Here is a 24,331-nt window from a genome sequence, read left to right as displayed (position 1 = left end):
TAACGTAAGCCCTTGTTCGAAGGAGCCTCATGAACGCATTAGAACACATTGGTATTTTCGCAGCGCAGACATTTTTGATTCTTTTTGCCATCATCGCCGTCATTTTGGTGATCGCCATGGTCGCAGCCAAAGCCGGCCATAAAAATGAAATCCAAGTCGAACTTCTTCACAAGAAATACAAAAACTTCAAAACCCTTCTTAAAGCGCAAACTTTAACTAAGAACGAACGCAAAGAGTTGCGCAAAAAACTTAAAGAAGAAAAGAAGAGCTCTGAAAACAAATCCCGTGACCAAGAAAAGAAAATCTTCCTGATTGATTTCGAAGGCGACGTAAAAGCTTCTGCGGTTGAAAACCTGCGCGAAGAAGTGACGGCGGTCCTAACTATCGCCACTCCTAAGGATGAGGTCGTTGTTCGCGTGGAAAGCCCTGGCGGCGTGGTGCATGGTTACGGGCTAGCGGCCTCTCAACTTCTACGCATCCGTGATAAACAGATCCCGCTAACGATCTGTGTGGACAAAGTAGCTGCTAGTGGTGGCTACTTGATGTCGTGCACGGCAAATAAAATTCTTTGTGCCCCTTTTGCTATCGTCGGCTCTATTGGCGTGGTCGCTCAAGTGCCCAATCTTCACCGCGTTCTTAAAAAACACGATGTGGATTTCAAAGAATACACCGCGGGCGAATACAAACGCACTGTCAGCCTTTTAGGAGAAATCACTCCGAAGGGTGAAGAAAAATTTAAAGAACAACTTGAGGATACTCACGTTTTATTTAAGAACTTCGTTCATAAATTCCGTCCAAATCTCAATTTGAATGAGGTTGCCACTGGCGAATATTGGTACGGCGAACAAGCCATTGCGAAGGGCTTGGTGGATGAAATTCGCACCAGCGACGATTATCTGCTCGATCTCTCTCATCAGCACCAAATAGTTAAAGTAAAGTACGAACATCACGTGAGTTTTAGTGATAAACTCACGGGAATTATCGGAAAGGCTTTCAAAAAAGGCAGTCTTTCCATTTTGGAAGAATTAGAAACTCGACGCTTTCTTTAAGAAGGACATGTGACGGTGCAAACTCCAGTACTTGAAGTTAAAAACTTAGAAACGACCTTTCATACCAACGCCGGCCCCGTGCGCGCGGTGAATAACATCAGTTATTCCATCCAAAAAGGGCAGACTTTGGGCATCGTGGGCGAATCCGGAAGCGGTAAATCCGTCACCTCTTATTCTTTGATGCGCCTGATCGAAAAACCGGGACAAGTTTCCGGTGGCCAAGTTTTATTAAACGGTCGCGACCTTTTGAAACTTTCTGAAGGGGCAATGGCTGAAGTTCGTGGCGGCGAAATGGCCATGATCTTTCAAGAGCCCATGACCGCCCTAAACCCTGTTCTTACCATCGGCTATCAGATGGATGAACAAATTATGAAACACAAAAAGTGTTCACCAAAAGAGTCCAAAGAACGTGCGATTGAGATGCTCCGTCTTGTCGGCATTCCTTCACCGGAGGAACGCTATAACGCCTACCCCCACCAACTTTCAGGCGGTATGAGACAAAGAGCTATGATCGCTATGGCTCTTTCCTGCGATCCGACATTCCTTATCGCCGATGAACCGACGACGGCTTTGGATGTAACCATTCAAGCGCAGATTCTAGAGCTGATTCAAACTCTGCAAGCGAAGTTCAATATGACCGTTCAGTTCATCACCCATGACTTGGGTGTGATTTCTGAAATTTCAGATCGCGTTTTAGTCATGTACGGCGGACAAACATGTGAGCAGTCTGAAACCCAAGAGCTTTTCTTAAACCCTCGCCACCCCTACACTGCGGCATTGATCTCTTCCCGTCCTAAGTTCGGAGAGAGAGTGAAACGTTTGAATACAATTGAAGGCAGCGTACCTGCTCCTTTTGATCTTCCGCGCGGCTGCCCGTTTGTAAACAGATGCACTCGCGCTAAAGGCGAATGCACGGCGAACAAACCACCTTTGGTGGAAATCAAACCGGGTCACAACGTGGCTTGCTTTAATCCACTTTAATTGCGGGGAAGACAATGAGCGATATCATTCTTGATGCAAAAAACATTAAAAAGCACTTCCCGATCCGCAAAGGTCTTTTGTTGCGTGAAGTGGCCAGCGTCAAAGCTGTCGACGACGTGTCCCTTTATGTTCGTAAGGGTGAAACCTTAGGACTTGTGGGCGAGTCTGGCTGTGGTAAATCCACACTGGGTCGCACGTTGATTCGTCTTTACGAACCCACGGGTGGCGCGATCAGCTTTGACGGCCAGGACTTTTTAACTCTCAAAGGTGAAGCTCTCCGTAAAAAACGCAAAAACATGCAGATGATTTTCCAGGATCCTTACGCCTCTTTGGATCCGCGCATGACTGTAGGACAAATCATTCGTCAGCCGATGGACATTCACGATGTGGGAACTCCCGCGGAACGCAATGCCCGTGTTTTGGAATTGATTGAACTTGTCGGGCTTCGCAAAGCCCACGTCAATCGCTACCCACATGAATTTTCAGGTGGTCAACGCCAGCGTATTAGTATCGCGCGCGCGATTGCTTTAAATCCTGAACTGATTATCTGTGATGAGCCTGTGAGCGCTTTGGACGTTTCTATTCAGGCACAGATTTTAAATCTACTCAAGGATCTTCAAGAGAAACTAAACCTGACTTATATCTTTATCTCTCATGACCTTTCAGTGATCGAGCATACCTGCGATCGGATTGCGGTGATGTACTTGGGTAAAATCGTGGAAATAGCGACCCGCGATGAGCTTTTCAGCAACCCAAAACATCCTTATACACAAGCTTTGATCAGCGCGATTCCTCGCGTAGGTCACGGTAAAAAAATCATGAAGAAGTCCTTAGGCGGAGAAGTTCCAAGTCCTATCAACCCTCCATCGGGCTGCACCTTCCATCCGCGCTGCCCACATAAGATGGACGTCTGTGCTTCACAGATTCCGGTTCTAGAGGGCGAAGGCACGCATCAAAAAGCGTGCTGGTTGACGACGGCAAAATAGTTATTTTTTTGGGGAATTATTATTAATCAACAAGGAGTACGTATGTTGAATAAGTTTGCGAAAGGACTCATGCTGGTAGCGGGTTTTGGCTTTACAAGCCAGGCTTTGGCTGCTCCAACAAACAATGAGCTTAAAATCGGAATCTCTCAAGAATTTGAGACGATGAATCCGCTTATCATGACCATGTCAGCTTCTGCTTACATGTACCGTTTGGTAGGTCGCTCTTTAGTGAACCTCACTCCAGAAGGTAAATGGGTGGCTCAATTGGCTAAAGAAATTCCTTCTTTGGACAAAGGCACAGCGAAGATTATTGACGACGGAGGAAAAAAGAAAGTTGTCGCGACGTGGGAACTTCTTGAAGGCGCAAAATGGGGCGACGGAAAGCCTGTAATCTGCCAAGACTTCATCACGGCTCATACGATTGCTACGAGCAACAATGTCAGCGTGGGTGAAAAAGAAAATTGGACTCAAGTTGAAAAAATCGACATTGATCCTAAAAACCCTAAGAAATGCACTTTCAAGTACGACAAAGCAAAATGGGATTTCTATCAGCTGGCTCAATTCTTCCCGGTTCCAACTCACATCGAAAAAGCGGTGTTTGATAAATACGGAAAACAAAAAGAGGGCTACGAAAAGAACTCAAACTACGTACGTAATGCAACAAATCCAGGTCTTTACAACGGACCTTACGTGATTTCTGAAGTAAAATTGGGTTCGCATGTGGCATTTGCACCAAATCCACATTTCTATGGAAAACAACCTCAGATCAAAAAAATCATCGTGAAGTTGATTCCTAATACAGGAACAATGGAGGCAAATCTTCGTTCTGGTACGATCGACATGATCTCTACGTTGGGTTTGGATTTCGACCAGGCTTTGGCTTTTGAAAAGAAAGCTAAAACAGAAAACCTTCCGTACGACGTTCACTTTGTTCCTTCAGTGACTTACGAACACATCGACCTTAAATTGGACAACCCTATTTTGAAAGATGTGCGTGTACGTAAAGCTCTTCTTTACTCCATCAATCGCGATGACTTGGTAAAAGCGCTTTTCGAAGGCAAACAACAAGTGGCAATTCACAACGTATCTCCGAAAGACCCTTGGTTCACGGCCGATCCAAAAGTTGTGACAGTGTACCGCTACTCAAAGCGTGAAGCTGGTAAACTTTTGGATGAAGCTGGCTGGAAAATGGGTGCAGATGGATACCGTGCAAAAGATGGCAAACGCCTTTCTTTGGTATTCCAAACTACGGCGGGTAATAAAACTCGCGAGCTTGTTCAGGTTTACCTGCAAAACCAATGGAAACAGGCTGGTATCGAAGTTCTTGTGAAAAACGAACCGGCGCGTGTGTTCTTTGCTGAAACTATGACAAAACGTAAGTTTGACGGCTTGGCTTTGTTTGCTTGGGTTTCTTCTCCTGAAAATAGCCCTCGCTCGACAGTTTCTTCTAAAGCGATCCCTAACAGCTCTAACGGTTGGTCGGGGCAAAACTTCCATGGCTGGGCAAATCCGGCTGTTGATAAAAACTTGGATGCTTTGGACGTTGAGTTCAACGCTTCAAAACGTACAAACCTAGTTCACGACATTCTTAAAGCGTACACAATGGACGTTCCAGTGCTTCCGCTTTACTACCGTTCAGATATTTCTGTAACACCTAAGAATTTGAAGAACTACAAAATGTCAGGCCATCAATTCTACGAAACAAACAACGTAGAAGACTGGTCATTGAATTAAGATATTTTTTAAAGCTCTGTTTTGAAACCAAGACAGAGCTTTGAGTGAGGAACCATCATGACTACATTTATTACCCGTAGAATTTTACAAACACTCGCTGTGATTGTTGTGCTTTCCTACGTGTGTTTTTATTTGATGAGCTTAATGCCCGGGGATCCTGTAGACATGATGGTCGCTTCGAATCCTAAAATTACGGCTGAAGACGTAGCCCGTCTGAAGTCATTGTACGGTTTGGATCAACCTGTTTATAAAAGATATGCAAATTGGGTGGCTTCCATTGCCCAGGGCGATTTGGGTTACAGCCGTACCTACCGTGTTCCTGTTCAAGAGCTTATGGGACCTCGTCTTTGGAATACATTTATTCTTTCTTTTGCGTCACTCACGCTTTCACTCTTAATTGCAATCCCACTAGGTGTGATCTCGGCACTTAAACCAGGAAGTAAGACAGACTACTTCGTGAATCTTTTCTCTTTTGCCGGCATCTCCATTCCCTCCTTCTGGTTGGCGATTGTTTTGATTATTATTTTCGCCGTGAAGATCCCTATTCTTCCTGCGGGCGGCACACAAACTATTGGTGCAGGCCCCATGGGATTTTGGGCTGATCTTGCGGATCGCTCGATTTACTTGATTCTTCCGGTCCTCAGTTTGGCTATTCAACAGATTGGTCGTTTTTCTCGCTTTACTCGTTCTGCAATGCTTGAAGCCATGAGAAATGACTTCATCCGCACAGCACGCGCCAAAGGTCTTTCACGTCGTCGCGTGATCTGGCAGCACGGTTTCCGAAACGCTTTAATTCCACTGATCACGATCCTGGCTTTAAGCTTCTCGGGTCTTTTCTCGGGTGCGATTCTAACAGAAACAGTTTTTGCTTACCAAGGCGTTGGTAAGTTGGTTTACGACTCTATCATCGGGAACGACTACAACGTCGCGATGATTTCTTTTGTTATCTCTGTCAGCATGGTTCTTTTGGCGAATCTACTGGCTGACATCTTGTATGGATTTGCAGATCCAAGAATTTCGTATCAATAAGGGCTAAGACGATGAGTTCAAATGAAATCACTATGAATGAGATTGAAATCGACACTGGCCTTTCTCAAGAGGAACGCGCCAAGATTGAAAAAGCCCAACCTATGTGGAAGATGGTGCTGACTCAGTTTATGGAGCATAAAGCGGCTGTTGCGGGCGCCGTGGTTATCAGCTTCTTGATGTTTATCGCTATCTTCGCCAATCAGATCCAAAGCCTGACAGAACTGGATCCGGATGCACAAAACGTCGGAAATCGCTATTTAGCTCCGATGACAACTGCTCAAGTCGGTCAAGACGTTCGTGAAACTGACATCGAACGCTACATCACCGTAAACCCAGAGATTGCTGACAAAATTCAAAAAGCCCTGGTTGAAAAAGGTGTTGTTCAAGTTGCTGAAGCCGATGCGATTTATGAATTGGCCGCTCAAGATGTTAAACAAGCGGTTTCTCATCTTGAGTCTTTGAATGTCGCGGAAGCGACGGGCTTGATTTCTTTGTTTAAAAACTTTGAGACTTTCCATCTTTTTGGAACGGACGAACTAGGTCGCGATGTATTCATCCGTCTTGTTTACGGCACACGTGTTTCCATGGGTGTGGGCGTTCTTGTGGCGATTGCCTCTGCGCTGGTCGGACTTCTTATCGGAAGTATTGCCGGCTTCTATGGAGGATTGATCGACACCGTCTTGATGCGCGTGACAGATGCGCTTCTTTCTTTGCCACACATCCCGGTTCTTATCGTGATTGCCGCTATTGATTTGACCAAGATCCCATGGCTGAAAGCCTTGGTAAGTACATCGAATGAGAGTGTCTTTAAAATGATTATCATTCTTTGTATTTTCTCTTGGATGACGGTGGCTCGTTTAGTACGTGGAAGTATTCTTTCGATTCGTGAGCGCGAATTCGTTTTGGCTGCAAGAACCTTGGGTGCGAAAGACAGCACCATCATCGTTCGCCACATGTTCCCGAACGTGATTGCTCCCATTCTTGTTTCCATCACATTGGGAGTGGGTGAATCCATCCTTTTTGAGGCCGCTTTGAGCTTCCTTGGCTTAGGTATCATGCCACCAATGCCAAGCTGGGGTAATATGCTGAATAATGCGCAAGAACTTATTTACCAAGCTCCATTCCTAGCAATTCTTCCCGGCGTGATGATTCTTATTACGACGATCAGCTTTAATTATCTGGGTGACGGCTTACAAAACGCCATCGATCCAAAAGCTATTCGTCGCTAAGAGTATTCCAAGGTCCTTGAGCCCTGCGATGATAAAACTCTTGCAGGGCCTGTTGATTCTTCTTTAAAGTCTGAGGCTCCATCCATGCCTCAACGGCCTCTTGATATTCCTTCGTGAGCGCGATCTTCTGCATGGCTTGATCGACTTTTTGTACCATATCCCGTCCCCACTCGTTTTTCGTGCACGCAAAATGAAGAGGAACATAACTCGTTGATTCAAGAACGGGCTTCATCATTAAAGCAGGTTCCGTGATATTACGTGCGTTGTAAGCATTGACTACCGAAGAATACTCGAGCGTAAAATCATATCTTTTTTTGGCAACCATTTTAAGAATGCTCCCGAAATCAGCAGTCAAAATCCGAGGATCTTTGGTATTCGTAGGGACATAGTTCTCTTTGATGATTTTATCGATGACCTCTCCGTAAGATCTTTCCATAGGGATGAAACCCTTCCAACGATTCTCTCGAAGAAGTTTCTTCAAAGACACTTTTTTTGCGGGAGTTTCTAACAGAGCGCGGTTCATGGTCACAAGCATCAGCTCACTGCCCGGCTGAAACGCGGATACTGTAAAGTAAGCCCAACGCATGCGTTCTTTGGTTTTCAGTGCCGCTCCATAACAGACCTCTTTATTCATCTTCCATAGTTCTACAGCGCGACCAATACCAATATTCATGTCAACGAACTGAATTTCTGGCAGCTCTTTCTGGATCAGAACACGGATTCGATCTATGCGACCTTCTCCGATATGGGGTCCCGACAAAATATAAAAGGGAGGAAGATCCACCACAGCCCAGGGAATAGCCGGCCGATTACTTCTTTGCACAAAGGTGTCTTGGGCATAGGAGCCATTTATAAACAGACAAATAAGTAAGGTGAGCAGCACTTTCACGGCGACCCCCTTCGTCCCTTAATTTTAACTGGGCCGCACCCACATGCCATATGTAATTGAGCAGTCCCCCAGGACGACGCCAATTGTCTGTACAGCAGTGTAAAAAACACAAGGGACTTAACCTCTTAACGCCTTCTGCGCCACAAGGGAACGGCACGGATCTTGGATTAGGAAGATGATTGAATGGGGTAACTTATGAAAACGATTCTTTCATTTTTTGCGACAATTTTGTTTGGTGCGAATGCTTTTACTCAGCAAACTTCGGCGGAACTCACATGCCGAGCTTCCGCTAAAGAAATCGCGATGCAAACTTACTCTGCTTGTATCACTGAGGCTCGCAATAACCAGGTCGAAGAAATCCGAAAAAACTATCAAAAAGAGCTTTCTGAGCTGAAAGCCAAATACGATAAAGAGTTGAAAAAGATGGGCGGTAAGAAATCCGCTAAAAACTCAGCTCCGACTGTTAAAGAAGTTCAAGCCGCTCGACCAGTTAAAGGTATTGCTAAAGAACTTCCTGGCAGAACCGCTGTTACAACGGAAACGGCCCCGGTACAGAACGTCTCTGAAGGTACAAAAGTCGTTGCTGTGGGCTCTGAAGACGCTCCAAACGCTTTAGAACAAGAAGCCTCTGACGCGGATCAGGTTGAAATCGTCGAAATGCCCGTGGAATAACCGCCGTTCTCGTTGATTTTCCTCCCAGACAGGTCTAAAAAGTGTATTCTTAAAGAAATTTCTGGGAGGAACCCCCATGGGTGAGTTTAGCCTTACACACATTCTACTTCTTGCAATTCTTGGTTTGATTTTCTTTGGACCAAGCCGTCTTCCACAGTTAGGACAAGGTTTGGGTAAAGCCATCCGTGGTTTTAAACAAGGTCTTAACGAAATCGACGTGGACCCTAAAGACATCCAGGATCACAAACAAGTGAACCACACATCACAGCAAGCGACTCAATCACAAAAACAAACAGAAACACAGAATTCTTAATTGTTTTATCGGGAAGCCTTCACGAATTTGCTGAAGGCTTTTCTCCCAATGTGTCTGAAATAATACTCAAAGCTCCTGCTTTTAGATAAGCTTCCGCTTTTTCTTTATCATTCACTGTCCAAAGCGCCACGGGTACTTTTCTATTCAGCCACTGCTTTACATTTTCAACGCTCACGTAGTGATGATCCAAGTGTAAAGCGTGAATGCGCACGTAAGGTGCAAACCAAAGATGTTTTAAATAAATTTTATTTTCGGGCTCGTCTTCTTGAGTCGCTAACAAAGCACGCGGTACATCAGGCAGGAGATGACTTAAGCGCCATAAGGATAAGGGATTGAAGCTTGAAAAGAGCACCCGTTTTTCCATCTTGTATTTCTTAATAAGATCAGCGACGGCCCTTTCCAGGGTTCCATCCCACATGGCTGATGTCTTTAGCTCGATATTAATAAACGACGGAACGAGCTTCGATTGAAAAACTTCTTCCAAACTGGGAGCATCCGCTTCGGCTCTTAATTCGGCAGCCGACATTTGCGCAACGATCTTTTCGATCTCTTTAAGACGTTTTAAATCTGTGTCGTGAAAGACAACCGGCACTCCGTCTCCCGACAAGCGAATATCCAATTCGATCATCATCAAGCCGCGCTGTTTGGCTGCCTCAAAAGAGGCCAGAGTGTTTTCTTGTGCTCCTCCTTTCCAGTAACCACGATGGCCCTGATAAGGAGGCGGCTTCACTGCTCCGTCAGGCCATGGCAAAGCCTTCCAGGTGAGATGCTTATAGAAAAGAAAAAGTGCGAGTAGTAAAAGAACGACAAGAAAAATCATCACTTCCTCTTGTCTTCAACGAATACCGGCGTTTCCCGCGTTCCTTCAATCACCCAACGACGATGAACTTTACCATCCCGATTGTGCACATGTCCCTTTAAACGGCCTTCTTCGTTCCAAGATCCATCCGTTACCAAGCGGCCGTTTTTGCCGGTCTGTGCCTGAAAGTTCTTCCAGGTTAAATTCTTAAGACTTTTGAATTGAAACTGCCCTGTCAGATCCGACATAGTTAACGCGTTTTGATTCCACCAAGAAGGCTCAGTCACTTGTTTTAAAATTCCTGCCCCTGCAGAAGCGGAACTAACTTTCAGACTGCGCACTTGGGTATTCAATTGAACTTCACCATGGGACCAATCCAAAGTAGCTTTGGTTTTATTAAACTGCATGCCCTCAACATTCATCGCATCAACACGCACCAGGCCTTTGAGGAAATCCAGCTGTCCTTTTTTCAAACGGATATCTCCGTCGATACTGACCAGACCGATTTCTCCACCATTGGTCATCAAGCTTTGCACAGGGGCCGCAAAAGAAATTTCATCCACTCCGGCTTTGATATTTATTTCTTCAAAGTCGCGGTCAGCTTTGACTTTCACATCGCCAATAAAAACACCGCCGCGTGGTTCAACCCGCTTTACTTGAAAGTTCCAAGTGTCACCATCAAGACTGATGTCGCCGACCATGTTTTCGATAACTTGAGTTTCTCTTTGACCCTTATTTGAAAAAACAAACTCTAGTCCGCGATGCTCGCCAGACATTTTCATTTTTCGATCCGAATGAATTTCGGCGCGCCCCGTGAAACTCCCGAGCTCGCCAAGAACAGAGGTATCCTTAGGACGATTGAGCAACACCAAAAGTTTCGCGATATCCAATCGCTTTACATCGACGATGATCGGAGTGTACTTCAAGGGTTCCAAAGCCGTGATATCGATCTTATCGACCTTCATTTCACCTAAGTCGCCTTCCAATCTTAGATCACGCACTTCCAAGGGGATTTTATAAAGATCATCCACGGCCCCCATCATACGGGCTTTAGAAGAAATCCAGACTTGGCGTCCATTTAAATCTTTCGAAGCCAGGTTGTATTTCTGAAGAATGCCTAGGATTTGACTTAACGGAATGTGTTTTAAATCGGATTCAATCGCCAGCATGCGATCGTCGATGGTGTAATTTGCAATGATACTATAGTGACCCTCACGCCAGTTTCCGAAGAAGTGCGTTTGCACAGTGGCCTCCGGAGACTCTTTATATTGCATGTACAGATTAGCGTGAGAAAGATAGTCCCCCACTTGATCGTCTTTAAGAAGATGACTCTTTGCTGTGAGTTCAATCACGCGCGGCTCAAAGGATTTTACTTTCACTGCAAAATTTAGAAGCTCAGAATAATACTGCGGATACTTTTCAGCGGTGATACGCAGCTTTTGTACGTAAACTCCACTGATGTCGTTGCGGTATTTTGTAGATGGCTCTGACGGAGTGAGTGTCACTAGCGGCGCAGACACCGCTCCGCTCCCTTGCTGTTGCTCTATCTCTTCGGCGGCACAGTCTTTGATACTGTTGCGAAGGTTCAACTGAACAAGATTTGCTTCAATGTTTTTAATCGGACCACGACCGCGCAAGACGTTTAAGAATGAAAATGGCAAACGCAGTTCATCCACTTCCAGGACCGGAGCTCCCCAACATTCTTTCGCGGATTCCATGCGCACACCGGTGATGATCACAGCGATACGAGGCAGAATGCCATCAGCCAAGCTGAAGTGAGCTGAATTGAATGTGACTTTAATGTCTTTGTGGATGTGGCTTGCTGCTTTTTCAATTCGTGTTGCCACTCGCGATGGTGACAACAATGATTTGGTTGTGTAGCCGATGAAAAACGCCAATAAAAAACCTGAAATAAGAATGACCATTCCAGGCTGTTCTGCAATGAGATGTTTATCAGATGCTGATCGAGAGTAAGAGCGTTTGCGCGAGTCCATGACCTATTGTCTCTTGGAGGCCATGGACCGACAATGTCTTTTCAAAGAAAATTACTTATAGTGGAAGTTAAGAACTTCGAATTCCTTGTCACCTTTGGGACTTTGCACCGTAACTGTGTCACCGACACGTTTACCGATCAAAGCACGCGCTAAAGGAGAAAGGATGGAAATCAAACCAGCTTTCACGTCAGATTCATCGACTCCCACGATTTGGTAAGTCACTTCCTCTTCGGATTCCGTGTCCACAATCTGAACAACCGCACCAAAAACGATGCGATCTGCTTTGATTTGAGCTGTATCGATAACTTCAGCACCGGCAAGTTTGCCCTGAATTTCAGCAATACGTCCTTCAATCATAGCCTGGCGCTCTTTTGCGGACTCATACTCTGCATTTTCAGAGATGTCGCCTTGAGCACGGGCTTCTTCGATCGCGCGGATCACAGAAGGTCTTTCTTCCAACAGAAGTTTCTTGAGTTCGGCCTCAAGCATCGCTTTTCCGCGAATTGTCATGGGAAGTTTATCAGTAGTATTAGTGGCCATTTCTTCTCCGTTGTTAGAAGGACACTTGTTTTACAGGATTCTCCTGGACTTATCAACGCAATATAACGCACCGCACTTTAGGCTTGTAGCCATACCCTTTTGCATTGCACGGCATTACAATCGTGAGATGGGCGCTAAAAAGAAGAGCGAAATCATCTGTCGCTGCAACAATATAAGCCGGGAAACCATTGAAGAAGCTATTCGCAATGGCGCTCATACATTGAACGACATATTCGATACGACCTCAGCCGGTGTTGGCCCCTGCGGAGGATCGTGCCGTCGCAAGCTGGGTCCCCTCTTAGAATATTACCTAAAAAATGGGACATTCCCCGATAAAATAACCGAGGACCTGACCGGAAAAGGCCCCGGCCCTAAGAAAGACTAAGCCGTCTTTCTTCCTAAACGATAATCAATGATTTTTTGAACATTGGGACGACAAGTACCGCAATTAGAACTTGCTGACGTCTGACGAGTGACGACCTCGGGAGAATGTGCCCCAGCAACGATGGCTTGATCCACCGTATGAGCGGGAACACTTCGGCAGTGACAAAGTTCTTCTTCGTCATAGGGAAAATTCCATTCTCCCCGCAATTTTAAAATCATTTCTTTGAGCAAAAGACTGGAGTGATCATGACCGTCTGGCACAGGCCATTTACTAAGATCGTTTCCAAAATGGCGACGCATCTGTTGCATCATTCCCATAAATTCAGAACAACCTAAAATAGAGACTTTTTTAATAGCTCCCGGTTTCTGAAGATCTTCACCTTCACAGTCCACTTCAATTAAATCTCGGCCTTCGAGTTCCACTTTGATTTTCATAGGAATACTTATTTTAGAGGGAAGTCGGTGATCGTCCAAGGCCAGTTATTGTTATCAATCAATCCCACCTAGGTCTTGTCCTCCCCGAAAATAAAAGGGACAATAGAGGGATGAGCTCAGGCCTACTGCGAGTGGAACTCGTCCCCATTTTTGAAGATAACTACGTCTTCATCTTACTTGATGAAGACGAGCGCAAGGCTTTGATTGTGGACCCAGGCGAAGCGGCGCCTCTCGTTCAGTACTTAAAAGATCGCGACCTCACTTTAAACGGGGTGCTACTGACTCATCATCACAATGATCATATTGGCGGAGTGAAAGATCTGGTGCAGGCTTTTAAAGCCCCCGTCTATGCGCCTTTAAAGAATAAAAATCAAATTCCTTTTGCCTCTGAATATGTACAAGAGGGCGACAAGATTCAACTTGGAAACTTTTCCTTTGCCGTGATGGAGCTTCCCGGTCATACCTTGGGACATGTCGCGTATTGGTGCGCAGATAAAAAGTGGCTTTTTTCTGGAGACGTGCTGTTTGGCTTAGGCTGTGGACGTCTTTTTGAAGGTACCTACGATCAGATGTATCACAGTTTGCAACGTATTAAAGCGCTACCGCCAGAAACACTGGTTTATTGCACTCACGAATACACGGAAACCAATCTGCAATTCTGTAAGATGCTTTCAAGTTTAGATGATTCTCCCATCACGGGCGATGACGAAGATTTAGAACTTTACGAAAATGAACTGACCAATAGAAGAGGACTTGATATCCCAAGTGTGCCGTTAAAACTTTTTATCGAAAAAAAGGTCAATCCCTTTTTGTTAGCGCGCAATGTGCAGCAGTTCACTTACTTACGTGAACTGCGCAACAAAGGTTGATTCTAGATTATAAGTACCATGACAAATTCAGGCCTAGCTCTTGAGGTGAATTGACTTGCTTGTAATTCACCGTCTGGCCACCGATAGAAGACGTGCGGTCATAAATCACATATTGCGAATTCAGAATATTTCTTACGTATAAATCCACACCCATATTCCACTGGCTGAGAGCATATTGAAGGCTGCCATCCCAATAGAATTGTTCTGGAGAGTCGATCGTATTTTCGGCATTACCGTAAGATGTTCCCAAGTAACGAAGTGTACTTGTTACGGTCCATTCAGCACTGACCTGATAACCATAATTAATTTTACCGGTCCAGTTAGGGGCAAAAGGGAATTCGTTGTTTGAGTAGTCCTTGGTTCCGCTGACGAAGTCCTTGAAACGCGTTTTTACATAACCCGCGCCGACCGTGACTTGATGTCGTACGGCCGGAGTCATTGTCAACTCGACTTCCGCACCATAAAGTTCAGACGAAGCTGCGTTAACAACTTGAGTATCAAAAATGTCGCTGGAAAGTTGCACCAAAACCTGTTGATCTTGCCAGTCGGTATAAAAGACATTTGAACTTAAAGTTCCAAAACTTTCAGCGAGCTTGTAAGACAACTCGTAGTTATTCGTTTTTTCGGGATCGTACTTATCCACCTGAGCGCGCTTACGATTAATGCTGAGGCCCCCCGTTCTGTAGCCTTCAGAATAGGTCAGACCGTAGGTATGCTGACCTTGAGTGATCGTGTACGCGACCTTTGGAAGAAGAATAGAGTTATCATCCGTGTCTTCGTATCTTCCAGAAACGCTGTTTAAGTAATTATCGATAACGGCATTCACGCCGCCACCTAAGTTCTGAGTTCGTTTAGCGTCAACCAGGGCACCGTATTTGTTTTTTACAAACTCATAGCGCAGGCCTAAGTTGATAGATTGATTTTCTGAAAATTTCCAAAGGTAAGAATCAAACAGGGCAAAAACGGTGCGGTACTTCTCTGTCTCCTGAACAGAATCAATCGGCGTATAGACGTTACCACCTAAAGGATAAAGAATATTAAAGTGAGCGTAGTCTTTCAGGTAATAGTCGTGAGCATGGAAACCTAAAACATTTTTCACATCGGCACTTTGGTATTTCAAAAGGTTCTCAATGCTGAAAAAGCGGTCGTTATGCTCTTCAGTGCGCACGCCTGCCGTCGGGTTGCTCGTACCGTCAGCATCGCTGGTCTCGTCATTTTTTGCCATCGAGTAAGCCGCGATGGTTTCGTTTCTCCAGAATTCATTGATTTGTTTTGAGTAAGTCAAGGAAGTCTGTTGATTGTTTGTCTTACTATCAGAATCAACATCTTCGCTCACTTCATAATCAAACGGGTTGGTGCTTTGCACGTAATTTCCGCCCGTTTCGTTTTGAAATAGTTTTGTATTCCAGCGCAGGAAGTCGGTGGCATTCAGGTCGTAAACCAAATCCACAGTAAGAGCGTCTTTTGATTTTTTGCCCCATTTTGAATTATTTGTCGTAACGTTTTTGATGAAGCCATCGTCTTGATCGTGACTATAAGAAATACGTCCCTTAAGGGCGCCTTCAAGCCATGCCGTATTTCCTAAAGCTGCAAGATTGAAGCGATTGTAGCTGCCAAAACCTAAACGTCCTGCCACCTCGTTTTGATCCGAAGGTTTGTTATGAAATAGCAAAATGCTTCCGGCTAAGGAATTCACGCCTTGAGTCGTCGACTGAGGTCCACGGTAAAGTTCCAACTGTTCTGTGTCCCACAATTCGAAACTTCCGGCTTTGATGGCAAGATCTGTTTGAAAAACGCCATCGATAATAACTGAAGATAAATTGTCTTTCTGAAATCCCGTTACGCCCGTATTGTTGATACCGCGAATACTGAAGCTGTCGTCATTTTTATTCACAGTGACATTCGGAGCCGCATTGATGACTTGTAAAGAATCTTTCTGCACGGGAGCATCAACTTCATTGCTTTTTAGGACCGAAATACTTTCTGTACTTTCTTGATAACTTTTATTTTCTTTATTTCCCTGAACCTGAATACCTTCGATGCGGCTTTCTGCCGTCTCGGTGGCTACGGGAGTTTCCACTGTGGGAACGGTCTCTGCGTCTTGGGCAAAAACACTGATTGGAAGAAGCAATAAAATGAGTGCAAGTCTATTCATAATGTCACCTAGGTGTATGTCGTAAAGTTGGGTACGGCTCTGTTGATAGGGAAAACTTCTTTTTGCATTAAATCGTTGATAATTTTCGCCGAACGCCAAGCCATCAGACTTGTCTGTGGTTCAGAGATACCATGACCATGACGGCTGAAGTTCAAAGCGTAGACTTTGTTTTTTTCAGATCCCTTCCACGATACTTGGAAGTTTTCTTTCATTATGAAACGGCCATCGCCGTCAAAATCAATCAAGGTGCGCAAAGGCTCAATGATGTTGGGAATGTTGACTCGGAATCCCGTGCTCAGGATGACCGTATCGGCATTCGATGTTTCTTCGGCTTTGTTGAAGCCGTTTTTGATGTTCAGGGTGTAGCGCTCTCCCCACTTTTGCATGCTTGTCACGCGACGGTATGGAAGAATCTGAATATCTCGAGAATCACCCCACACATGCTTTAGCTGATAAAGATCGCGATACAAAGTATCCAGGTATTCAGGCGTATTCCCATCGCTCGCAAGTTTTTGATATTTTACGATAGGATCTTTTAACGACTGATCCAGTTGCAGAAACTCATGCACGTAAGAGGGTGCAAAGTACTCATTCACAAACGGTGAATTGTCCAACGGCTCTAAATTGGGACGGCTGGCAATCAACTTCAAGCTTTTCGGATGCCCCCATTTACCTTGAAGACAATTACGGAAAATCTCTAAGCCCGTTTGACCGCCCCCCACAACAACCACATCTTTATTAGTCGCATCTAGAATTTTGATGTAGCTGGATTTAGCGTGGAAAACGTCTGGACCTTCTAATTCTTTGGCAAAGTCTGGCAGATGCGGAACAAGGCCCGTCCCAATACAGATATTTGTCGCCGTATAGATTTCGTTATTGATTTGCAAAATGAACTTTTCACCATCGTAGCGCACAGACTGAACTTCACTGTCGAAATGAAGATGCTCCGGCATATTTTGACTGACCCACTGACAGTACATTTCAAATTCACGGCGTGTGATAGTTTTACGATTCGTATTGATGAAGGAATAGAACAATCCTTTTTGCACCAAGTAATTCATAAACGTGAACGGATTCGTAGGATCTGCTGCCGTGACAAGGTCCTTCAAATAAGAAGTTTGCATCTCGGAATCAGCGAACATGATTTCTGAGTGCCAATCAAAACGGTGCTTACGATCAAAAAACGCAAACTTAATGCCCGGAGTTTTGTGCAGCAGAGCCGCTACACTCAAATTAAAAAGACCGATACCGAGTCCGATTAAGTCATAATGTCTGTTCATAAACTCACCTTTTTCAACGCCTGGGCTATCGGATTTACTAAATCATCACCCAGTATCGGCAGCGGACGCTCGGCAGAATCCGCATAACCGATCTTAAATCGCACCTTATTCACCAGCACGCGGTGAAACTTTTCCTGCAAAAGATCTACGCTCTTAAAGTCTTTCGAGCTCACGAGCGTAGGATTTTTCTGCAAATAGTCTTGCAAACATTGTCCGAGAACTGCGTAAAATTTGTCCTCGTGATATTTATCGCATTCTTGCAAAGTTTCGGAGATAAATCGTAAGACCGTGACTAAATGACCAGTCAAAAGATCATGGATCAAATAGTGCTTCGGTAAACGAGTTAGATCAAATCCAGAAAGCGCCTCGGAATCCTGGCTCAATCTCAAATCACCCTGAAAATCTTTTAAGAAAAGACCTACAGGCGTGTGATTTTTCATACGCACAACGACGTTCTGACCGTGAGCCACCAACCCCACCCCGTGTTGAACTTGAAGATGGTAAAGTGGAATGAACACACTCTTAAAATAGGCCTTAAGCCATTCGCAGATGCTTAAACCCGAATTTTGGATGTAAGCGCCTATCAAGGAACGGCCGCTTTCATCCACGTGGAACAGACTGCCCGCGATTAAGGCTTTCTCACCGTCCTTTAAGTGTGAGGAAGAGCTTTGGCGCCACAAAACACCTAAGAACTCGTTGTAGCGATAAGGAGCTTGTCCTACCTGTTTATAAAGGGGATGCGAGACAGAGATGCCTGCTTTTTCCTCTAAGACGGTGACTGAGCTCAATTGATTATCGCAACGGCAAAGTTCACTCAAAGCGTGGCTGAGTGCGGGCCCCTGCTTCATGTACTTACCGGGAATCCCGCGAATCGCTGATGTATTTAAGATGGTTATCGGCAGTTTGACGTCTAATTTTTCAGGACGTGAAATATTTGAGAAGGTGCGAAGACTGATCTGGGGGATATACTTGTCGCCCCAGGTTCCTAAATAATACGCCTTCCCTGCGTGCAGATATTCGGCGAACTGAATTTTTATGTAACGTTCCCACTGCCAAGGATGAACCGGCACGAAATAGAAATCCTTTTCTTGGAGCGACTTTTTAGCAAGTTCCACCTTGAATGCATTTAATTCTTGAATGCATTCATTCAAAAGGGCGTCACCCTCTAAGCTTTTATCGATCCCGGCAAGACACAAAGATTTATCCACCGCAAGCCAAGCAAACTGAATAGGCTTTTGAAATTCGGGTCCAAACTGATCTTGATCGTCAGCACTCCAGCCGATGCGCCCCTTATTCAGCAAGATCTTTGGGTGACCTTTAAGAACAGTTTGCACGGCTTCTCCACTCATTTCAGTGATTTGTTCTAAACTGAAACTACGGTTTCTTTGCAGAATGTGAAGGTCGGCATAAAGCGTGTTATGCATTTCTTCCAAGAAATTTCCTAGGATGATGTCATCCATTCCGGTTTCTTTTTGTATATCAATGAAAAACTGTCCCGCACTTTCCGCTTCTTCACCGTTGCGACGGATGCTCGCGGCTTGAACTTTCAAATCGGTCCAAACACCACGCCAGGCGTGAAAGCTGTAAGTGATACCAGAAGCAAGTTTTAATTGATACCGACCGACGGAGGATTCATCACGCACCTCTGCTGCCACAGGGCTCAGAACCTGTTCATAGGTCAATTCTTGCAAACTTTTTGCGATCATTTGCAAATTGATTTTTTTCCAGTCGGTCACGGACATCATAGGTAGTTATTCCCAAAGAAAAGTTCGCGCTTACATTCAAGCAAGGCCGCGCGCTTATGAGGGAAGTCAAATTCCTTAACTTTTCTCCATGCCTTAAATGTTTCAAGATACTTCAACACATTTGTATTATCAGAGCGAGGTTCCGCCATGATCTTACGAGTGCGAGGTTCTTCAAGGAAAAGATAGTGACAAACGGCTTTTAAAATCGCGTCTGTGTTTTTGAAACCCAAAACTTCGATGTTTCCGATCAGAAAGTGGAAGCCGCGATCAAAAGCCTCAGAGTCGTAGTAAGGCCCCAAACGGTCTTCCTTCGTCCAATACATTTCGAAATAGCCAATGGGTGTTTCATCAAATTCCAAGATCACGGGGAATTGATGCGGATCTTGAAGGCCTTTTTTCAAGTAATCACGCAATTCTTCTTTCGGCTTATCAAGCTCCCAGAATTTCAGTACGCGGGGCTGATTGTGCCACTCGTGGAAAATATCCAGGTCTTTTTCAATGTCAGCCACTCTGAAGCGCAACACTTTGTCGATACCCGGAATGCTTCTTTGGTAAAGCACTTGGCCTTCTTGAATGCGTGGGCGAATGGGATGCTTCACTTCTTTAGTTTCAGTCCAGCGCTCCGGAGTCACATTCTCAAGACCGTTATGAACCCATAAAGGACGAAGCTGGAAAAAATCAGTGCGTTCGACTTCGAAAGAGTCCGCTTTCGCGCCCAAAAGATTTTTAAGTTCTGAAGGGCCTGCCGGTAAAGAGATTTTTTGGCAAGCCGGGTCCAAACCAAAAAGCGCCTCTAAAGTCGCTAAGGCTCCTGTTAAAGTGATCTTGCTATCTAAAGCTAGGACCTTTGTTTGTTCCGTTTGATCGAGTTTAAAATTCCAGTTTTGCGCACCAGAGCTCACGGTGCCGCCAGCCGATTCTAAAGAGACTTGGAAGTTTTCGGCCGTAGCGCAGGCAAAGGTTTTAAATACTTGTGTCGTGCTCATAGAACGGTCTCCGTTTTCTTTGTCGCAAGAGGATTATCAATTAAATTATAAATCGCTAAAGGATTGGCAGCCGTGTTTTCATTCAAATTCTGCAGGCTGCAAATGAAGTTGCCCTTTTGATAGATACGGGCTTCTTTAAGGACATAATCCAAAAAGCTTGAGTCCGGCAAAGAGGCCTTATTCATGCTTGTCATAAACTCATTCAGCATTTCTAACAGACGCTCTTCACTCACACCCTTTTGATGCGATAAAGCAGCCATCACATTCCAGGTCGAGTTCACTAAAAGGTAATAAGCAAAAAGAATATTTCCTTTGTTATCAAGAACATTCCCATTTTCACGCGTTAAAGAAGCCACATCTTGGTGGAAAAGCTGATAGCCATGCTCACTGTATCCCGTTCCCTGACAGTCACGGAAGTAAGCCTTTACGGGTAAGCCGTCTTTGATTTGTAAAATCATGTTCTGTTGATGGGCGCCCAACAAAACGCCGTACTGAGACTGCGCAACAACAAAAGGCTTTAGAGCAACTTTAAGATATTGTTCGAACCACTTCTCACTGGCCTCTGCTAATGATGTCTTTGCCAGCGCCGCGTATTCTTCAACCTTTTGCCAGATCAAAGTTTCACCGCCCAGCGGGTTGTCTTGAGCCAAAGTGGAAACAACAATATTCTCCTCGAACGCTTCTTCTTTTTGAAACGGATTTTCGCGGCAAACCACAATGCTTTCAGAAATAATGCCGCCATCAGTATTTTTGAGAGCCGCAAAAGCCGGTTCAAAGATAATTTCAAACTGCGGGTGTTCTTTGCGGAACTGTTGGCCCGCCGCCGTGTTCATGACATCATAAACTTGCAGACCTCGAACAACCTCCACATCTGTAAGATGTCGAATGGAGTTTGTAAGTCTTAAGGTCAAAGAAAACTTCAACATATAAGGACTTTGCCGAGAATACACCGAACGCAAAGACGACGTTGGATACCAGGTGTTTGGCGTCGTTAAACTGGCGTCCACGAGGGCTCCGGATTTCAGGTAGCTCTGCACGTCTTGGTTCTTTAACAGATGCTGGGCTTGCCAAGGATGCACGGGAAATGGAATCATTCCTTCTGGAATAGATTTCTTCACATCAGAATTAAAAAGAACTTTCGTCCACTCCTCTGTGGCAAAAGAAGCTGCTTTTTGCAGATGTACAATTTCTGGTTTGGCAAAGAACCAGTGCAGACCGAAATGCCCAGCCATTTCTGGAGAGTAGATTTCAAAGTCTTTATCATCAAAACCTTCGCGCATTTTAGGATACGGATGAAAGTTGTGGCCAATCATCAATCCCTGCTCCGCTTGTGCAAAAGAAATTTTTTGACTGTAAAGATTTTGAAGATCTTGATGGCGTGCTTTTAAAGAAAGCTCCATGTTATGCAGACTATTTTTCAAGCGTTCGACAAAAATTCTTTTCTTTTCTGAAGGCTCATTCCAATGCTGACATAGAAGTTCCAATAAAAGATCTACTGTCGCATCAAAGCTCAAGCTCTCAATGGCGTTCGCAGATTTTAAATAAAAATCACCTTGGTATTCGTGTCGACCTAACAGTGACTTCTTCGTCAGTGGAATAAGGACGGATCCTTTTTGCGGAACTTCAACGGCAATGGCGACCTTAGCTCTTTCAAGACGGACGTCCTCGAAAGAATAATTCTGGTATTCCCTGAATAGAGAATTAAAGAAACAGGAAATCGTGTGTTTTAAAGCCAAGTTTTGGAAGTTAGACATACTTCGCCTCGCGATTTCTATTTTTATATAACAACGCAATACACGCGATCATAAGAACAGAAACAAGTGTCATGACCATTTCAATACTGATCAGATTTATCTTAAATGTGAAAGAAGCAATAGCGCCTCCCACAGCATAACCGATCGTGTTTGCCGCCGCCGCCAGCCCGGCTCTGCGGCCGAAATGATCTTGAGAGCCCCGCGCTGCCATGAGAGCCAGATAACAAGGTGGTATAAGAGAAATCCCCACAGACAAAAAGATGATTGCAATTCCAAGCTCAGTCTTATTTGCCATGTATTGTAAAACAAGACTTCCTAACAAAAGACTGAACGCCCCCAAAACCATGGCACCTTGCCAAGGATTTTTGAAAAGCATTTTTCCAATTGCTTGAGTGACAACAGCAAGAATGGCACTTCCCAATAAAACTTGAGCCATCAGAACACTTGAATCCGCACTGGTCAGTTCGAAGGTTTTCTTTAAAAGAGATGCCAAAGAAAAGTTCAAAATGCCAATATAACTTGTGAAAAGCAGAGCTAAGATAACCACATCCTGAACACGCACAACATCCGACCACCAGCTTTTGAACAGACTTTGCTCAGAAGCCACCGTACGAGTTGGCGGAGAATGCCTTATCCCTACCAAGTTCAGAATTAAAAGAATTAAAGACCACAGTGTTGCAAGTTGCAGGATGCCTAGCATATTGCTTGCTCCCCCCAACAACAAAGTTAATGGGCCCAGTGCACGCCCGATATTTAAACTCATCGAGTTGCTAAGCATGGATTTTAAAGCGGTCTGCTCCGGATGAAGATCAATTTGCAAGGCTTGCGCAACCGGCACCGTAGCAGAGGCCGTAAGTCCATAGAGCAAGCGACTGCCCCACATTAAAACTTCGTTTTGTAAAACAGAGCCCGGATAGGCAAGAAGGTACAAAATTAAACCTGACGAAACAAATAGGCCCAACATTCCCACAGCCAGTATTTTCATGCGACCATGTCGATCACTCTGTGACGCCCAGAAAGGACTGGACCACAAAAAAAGAAACGAGCCGAAGCTAAAACTTAAGATCACGGAAGAGACACTCAATCCCCCCTTTTCCGACATCAGGGGGATGAAGGTAAAGGTCATCATCTGAATCGCGCTGAAAGTCGCGCTATTGAAGTGTCCTAGCAAGCTTCTTAAATTCATACCGATCCTTTACGAAGCCAGCGCACGAACAAATGAAGAACAAAGTAAGCCGGTAAGGCTAAGAATAATGCCAAGAGCGTATTCACAATACCAGTCGTTAAGAAACTTCCCACCACCGCAGTCACTGAAGCCATAGCGATGATTGTCGGCATCAGATAAGGACGCTTAAAGAAATCGCCCCTTCCGATACTCAATGAAGATTTCGCTGAAGCAGAGCTGACTTGCGACTTCTTTCTGCGGCGATCCCACCAGATATAAAGGCCTGAGATCGGTAAGAACAAAGAAATCACGGAAAGGATCAACCAAACGATTTTTAAAAACAGACCGCCATAATTACCAAAATGCAGTGGTTCTGAAAGCATCGCTGCTTTTAAGTACCATGGCAGGGAACGCACTTCTGTCAGTTTTCCAGAAACGGCATCGACAACAACAAGCTCAACTAAACGCTCCGTCCAGGCGGTATTTCCATGCATCAAAACCAAGAAGTGCCCTGGTGGAGAAAACTGCGAATTCGGAAATGCTAGATAATCAAAGCTTGTACCAGGAAGAGCTTTTTGAGCCTCGGATAAAACAAGATCTAGCGAAGCGTAAGGCGCCTCCGGGGCTTCAGGATACTGAGCCGTGAGTTTTTGCAACTCGCTGTACTGAAAAACTTTGATAAGAGTCGAAGACACTCCTAAAAGAAGACCTGTCAGTGCAATCATCAATCCCCAGGCAAAAATACTCATTCCTAAAAAGCGATGAAGATCACTATTGAAAGTGCGAGACGTGTTTTGTCGAACTTCTCCAAATTGAGTTTTTTTGGCAAAGTTTCCATAAATAAAAAATCCAGAGATCAGAACAAAGGCATAAAGAAGCCCAACAAAACCGACATAGATTTTGCCGTTAGACCCCATAAGAAGCTCGCGATGAAGGCGTAAAATAAAATCCATCAAAGAGCTGGTCTTTTGCGGGGCCGCGACTTCTTCACCTGTGTGAATATTGAAATACACGCGACGAGACTCACGAAACATTTTCGAGCCGTTAAGTCCCATGCGTATTTGCGCTACATCGGGATCAGACTCTTCGATATTGAAGGCCAAAGGTCGATCCGAAGGATAGCGAGCCAAGATTTTTTGGAAGTGGGCATCCAGTGAGGGTAAAGTCACCGCTTCATGATGTTCAGCGTGAGACTCCCCACCTTCAATTTCATCTTTGAATAAAAGAACCGCACCCGTGGTGATAAACACGAATAAGTGAATAGCGACAAAAAAGCCGGCATAGATATGAATTTTATAGAAGAGTTTAAATAAGCGACTTTTCACGAGCTACCTGCAAATAGG

22 protein-coding genes are annotated in these 24,331 nt (G+C 44.8%); 10 read left to right on the top strand and 12 right to left on the bottom strand.

What is annotated here, in order from left to right; all coding sequences use genetic code 11:
- Positions 1-29: 29 nt before the first annotated feature.
- From sohB to AZI87_RS11115, 6 genes are read left to right on the top strand one after another with little or no spacing between them, the layout of a single operon-like run.
- Positions 30-1,049, top strand: a complete 1,020-nt coding sequence (sohB, locus tag AZI87_RS11140) for a protease SohB (RefSeq protein ID WP_063206849.1) — start codon at positions 30-32, stop codon at positions 1,047-1,049.
- A 15-nt stretch (positions 1,050-1,064) separates the two neighbouring features.
- Positions 1,065-2,030 carry an ABC transporter ATP-binding protein gene (locus AZI87_RS11135; RefSeq protein ID WP_413570732.1) on the top strand — a complete coding sequence of 322 codons (966 nt, stop codon included), beginning with the start codon at positions 1,065-1,067 and terminating at the stop codon, positions 2,028-2,030.
- A 14-nt stretch (positions 2,031-2,044) separates the two neighbouring features.
- Positions 2,045-3,016, top strand: coding sequence for an ABC transporter ATP-binding protein (locus AZI87_RS11130; protein WP_063206843.1), 972 nt, complete (start codon positions 2,045-2,047; stop codon positions 3,014-3,016).
- Between the two features lie 42 nt (positions 3,017-3,058).
- Positions 3,059-4,750, top strand: a complete 1,692-nt coding sequence (locus AZI87_RS11125) for a peptide ABC transporter substrate-binding protein (protein WP_063206840.1) — start codon at positions 3,059-3,061, stop codon at positions 4,748-4,750.
- Between the two features lie 57 nt (positions 4,751-4,807).
- A complete protein-coding gene (locus AZI87_RS11120) occupies positions 4,808-5,779 on the top strand; it encodes an ABC transporter permease (RefSeq protein ID WP_063206837.1) in 972 nt (323 codons plus the stop codon).
- A gap of 11 nt (positions 5,780-5,790) precedes the next feature.
- A complete protein-coding gene (locus AZI87_RS11115) occupies positions 5,791-7,008 on the top strand; it encodes an ABC transporter permease (protein WP_063206834.1) in 1,218 nt (405 codons plus the stop codon).
- Here the strand turns inward: AZI87_RS11115 and AZI87_RS11110 are convergent.
- Positions 6,995-7,897: a TIGR02285 family protein gene (locus AZI87_RS11110; RefSeq protein WP_063206831.1), complete on the bottom strand. Its 903-nt coding sequence runs from the start codon at positions 7,895-7,897 to the stop codon at positions 6,995-6,997. The two genes, AZI87_RS11115 and AZI87_RS11110, sit on opposite strands and share 14 nt — an antisense overlap.
- A 195-nt stretch (positions 7,898-8,092) precedes the next feature.
- On the opposite strand from AZI87_RS11110, the gene AZI87_RS11105 reads away from it, so the two are divergent.
- Together AZI87_RS11105 and AZI87_RS11100 are read left to right on the top strand one after the other, a co-directional pair.
- Positions 8,093-8,569, top strand: a complete 477-nt coding sequence (locus AZI87_RS11105) for a hypothetical protein (protein ID WP_063206828.1) — start codon at positions 8,093-8,095, stop codon at positions 8,567-8,569.
- A 76-nt stretch (positions 8,570-8,645) separates the two neighbouring features.
- Positions 8,646-8,882, top strand: a complete 237-nt coding sequence (locus tag AZI87_RS11100) for a twin-arginine translocase TatA/TatE family subunit (protein ID WP_063206825.1) — start codon at positions 8,646-8,648, stop codon at positions 8,880-8,882.
- Positions 8,883-8,901: 19 nt separating this feature from the next.
- Here AZI87_RS11100 and AZI87_RS11095 read toward each other — a convergent pair whose 3' ends face one another.
- The 3 genes from AZI87_RS11095 to greA are packed head-to-tail and all read right to left on the bottom strand — an operon-like array spanning position 8,902 to position 12,215.
- A complete protein-coding gene (locus AZI87_RS11095; RefSeq protein WP_063206822.1) occupies positions 8,902-9,702 on the bottom strand; it encodes a glycerophosphodiester phosphodiesterase in 801 nt (266 codons plus the stop codon).
- Entirely contained in the window at positions 9,702-11,675 is a 1,974-nt protein-coding gene (locus AZI87_RS11090; protein ID WP_253696729.1) for a hypothetical protein, read from the bottom strand. The genes AZI87_RS11095 and AZI87_RS11090 overlap by 1 nt, the downstream gene beginning before the upstream one ends.
- A gap of 51 nt (positions 11,676-11,726) precedes the next feature.
- Positions 11,727-12,215 (bottom strand): transcription elongation factor GreA, encoded by a 489-nt coding sequence (gene greA, locus AZI87_RS11085; protein ID WP_063206819.1) that lies wholly within the window; start codon positions 12,213-12,215, stop codon positions 11,727-11,729.
- A gap of 127 nt (positions 12,216-12,342) precedes the next feature.
- Here greA and AZI87_RS11080 point away from each other — a divergent pair, with 127 nt between their 5' ends.
- Complete coding sequence (locus AZI87_RS11080) at positions 12,343-12,600, top strand: (2Fe-2S)-binding protein (protein WP_063207862.1); 258 nt, start codon at positions 12,343-12,345, stop codon at positions 12,598-12,600.
- Here the strand turns inward: AZI87_RS11080 and AZI87_RS11075 are convergent.
- A complete protein-coding gene (locus AZI87_RS11075; RefSeq protein ID WP_063206817.1) occupies positions 12,597-13,034 on the bottom strand; it encodes a (2Fe-2S)-binding protein in 438 nt (145 codons plus the stop codon). The genes AZI87_RS11080 and AZI87_RS11075 overlap by 4 nt on opposite strands.
- Before the next feature lie 110 nt (positions 13,035-13,144).
- Between AZI87_RS11075 and gloB the strand changes: the two genes are divergently transcribed.
- Complete coding sequence (gene gloB, locus AZI87_RS11070; RefSeq protein WP_063206815.1) at positions 13,145-13,903, top strand: hydroxyacylglutathione hydrolase; 759 nt, start codon at positions 13,145-13,147, stop codon at positions 13,901-13,903.
- Between the two features lie 7 nt (positions 13,904-13,910).
- Here the strand turns inward: gloB and AZI87_RS11065 are convergent, their stop codons facing one another.
- From AZI87_RS11065 to AZI87_RS11035, 7 genes are read right to left on the bottom strand one after another with little or no spacing between them, the layout of a single operon-like run.
- The gene (locus AZI87_RS11065; protein ID WP_063206812.1) at positions 13,911-16,058 is read right to left on the bottom strand and encodes a TonB-dependent receptor; all 2,148 of its coding nucleotides are present in this window, start codon (positions 16,056-16,058) and stop codon (positions 13,911-13,913) included.
- A gap of 8 nt (positions 16,059-16,066) precedes the next feature.
- Entirely contained in the window at positions 16,067-17,338 is a 1,272-nt protein-coding gene (locus tag AZI87_RS11060; protein ID WP_063206809.1) for a lysine N(6)-hydroxylase/L-ornithine N(5)-oxygenase family protein, read from the bottom strand.
- A complete protein-coding gene (locus AZI87_RS11055; RefSeq protein WP_063206806.1) occupies positions 17,335-19,083 on the bottom strand; it encodes an IucA/IucC family protein in 1,749 nt (582 codons plus the stop codon). The genes AZI87_RS11060 and AZI87_RS11055 overlap by 4 nt, the downstream gene beginning before the upstream one ends.
- Positions 19,080-20,069, bottom strand: coding sequence for a GNAT family N-acetyltransferase (locus tag AZI87_RS11050; RefSeq protein ID WP_063206803.1), 990 nt, complete (start codon positions 20,067-20,069; stop codon positions 19,080-19,082). The genes AZI87_RS11055 and AZI87_RS11050 overlap by 4 nt, the downstream gene beginning before the upstream one ends.
- Positions 20,066-21,823: an IucA/IucC family protein gene (locus AZI87_RS11045; RefSeq protein WP_063206800.1), complete on the bottom strand. Its 1,758-nt coding sequence runs from the start codon at positions 21,821-21,823 to the stop codon at positions 20,066-20,068. Before AZI87_RS11045 ends, AZI87_RS11050 begins: the two co-directional genes overlap by 4 nt.
- A complete protein-coding gene (locus AZI87_RS11040) occupies positions 21,816-23,009 on the bottom strand; it encodes an MFS transporter (RefSeq protein WP_063206798.1) in 1,194 nt (397 codons plus the stop codon). Before AZI87_RS11040 ends, AZI87_RS11045 begins: the two co-directional genes overlap by 8 nt.
- The gene (locus AZI87_RS11035; RefSeq protein WP_063206795.1) at positions 23,006-24,313 is read right to left on the bottom strand and encodes a PepSY-associated TM helix domain-containing protein; all 1,308 of its coding nucleotides are present in this window, start codon (positions 24,311-24,313) and stop codon (positions 23,006-23,008) included. The genes AZI87_RS11040 and AZI87_RS11035 overlap by 4 nt, the downstream gene beginning before the upstream one ends.
- Between the last annotated feature and the right edge of the window lie 18 nt (positions 24,314-24,331).

The organism is Bdellovibrio bacteriovorus (assembly GCF_001592745.1).
GTDB classification, from domain to species: Bacteria; Bdellovibrionota; Bdellovibrionia; order Bdellovibrionales; family Bdellovibrionaceae; genus Bdellovibrio; species Bdellovibrio bacteriovorus_B.
Note: the sequence above shows the minus strand (reverse complement) of the source record. Positions and strands in the feature narration are given on the sequence as shown.

Excerpts from the sequence above, each read along its gene's own strand:
- AZI87_RS11045 (WP_063206800.1), bottom strand. The coding sequence starts at position 21,823 with ATGTCTAACTTCCAAAACTTGGCTTTAAAACACACGATTTCCTGTTTC.
- AZI87_RS11055 (WP_063206806.1), bottom strand. The coding sequence starts at position 19,083 with ATGATGTCCGTGACCGACTGGAAAAAAATCAATTTGCAAATGATCGCA.
- AZI87_RS11050 (WP_063206803.1), bottom strand. The coding sequence starts at position 20,069 with ATGAGCACGACACAAGTATTTAAAACCTTTGCCTGCGCTACGGCCGAA.
- AZI87_RS11040 (WP_063206798.1), bottom strand. The coding sequence starts at position 23,009 with ATGAATTTAAGAAGCTTGCTAGGACACTTCAATAGCGCGACTTTCAGC.
- AZI87_RS11095 (WP_063206822.1), bottom strand. The coding sequence starts at position 9,702 with ATGATTTTTCTTGTCGTTCTTTTACTACTCGCACTTTTTCTTTTCTAT.
- AZI87_RS11105 (WP_063206828.1), top strand. The coding sequence starts at position 8,093 with ATGAAAACGATTCTTTCATTTTTTGCGACAATTTTGTTTGGTGCGAAT.
- AZI87_RS11065 (WP_063206812.1), bottom strand. The coding sequence starts at position 16,058 with ATGAATAGACTTGCACTCATTTTATTGCTTCTTCCAATCAGTGTTTTT.
- AZI87_RS11060 (WP_063206809.1), bottom strand. The coding sequence starts at position 17,338 with ATGAACAGACATTATGACTTAATCGGACTCGGTATCGGTCTTTTTAAT.
- AZI87_RS11115 (WP_063206834.1), top strand. The coding sequence starts at position 5,791 with ATGAGTTCAAATGAAATCACTATGAATGAGATTGAAATCGACACTGGC.
- AZI87_RS11080 (WP_063207862.1), top strand. The coding sequence starts at position 12,343 with ATGGGCGCTAAAAAGAAGAGCGAAATCATCTGTCGCTGCAACAATATA.
- AZI87_RS11075 (WP_063206817.1), bottom strand. The coding sequence starts at position 13,034 with ATGAAAATCAAAGTGGAACTCGAAGGCCGAGATTTAATTGAAGTGGAC.
- AZI87_RS11120 (WP_063206837.1), top strand. The coding sequence starts at position 4,808 with ATGACTACATTTATTACCCGTAGAATTTTACAAACACTCGCTGTGATT.
- greA (WP_063206819.1), bottom strand. The coding sequence starts at position 12,215 with ATGGCCACTAATACTACTGATAAACTTCCCATGACAATTCGCGGAAAA.
- AZI87_RS11100 (WP_063206825.1), top strand. The coding sequence starts at position 8,646 with ATGGGTGAGTTTAGCCTTACACACATTCTACTTCTTGCAATTCTTGGT.
- gloB (WP_063206815.1), top strand. The coding sequence starts at position 13,145 with ATGAGCTCAGGCCTACTGCGAGTGGAACTCGTCCCCATTTTTGAAGAT.
- AZI87_RS11125 (WP_063206840.1), top strand. The coding sequence starts at position 3,059 with ATGTTGAATAAGTTTGCGAAAGGACTCATGCTGGTAGCGGGTTTTGGC.
- AZI87_RS11130 (WP_063206843.1), top strand. The coding sequence starts at position 2,045 with ATGAGCGATATCATTCTTGATGCAAAAAACATTAAAAAGCACTTCCCG.
- sohB (WP_063206849.1), top strand. The coding sequence starts at position 30 with ATGAACGCATTAGAACACATTGGTATTTTCGCAGCGCAGACATTTTTG.
- AZI87_RS11090 (WP_253696729.1), bottom strand. The coding sequence starts at position 11,675 with ATGGACTCGCGCAAACGCTCTTACTCTCGATCAGCATCTGATAAACAT.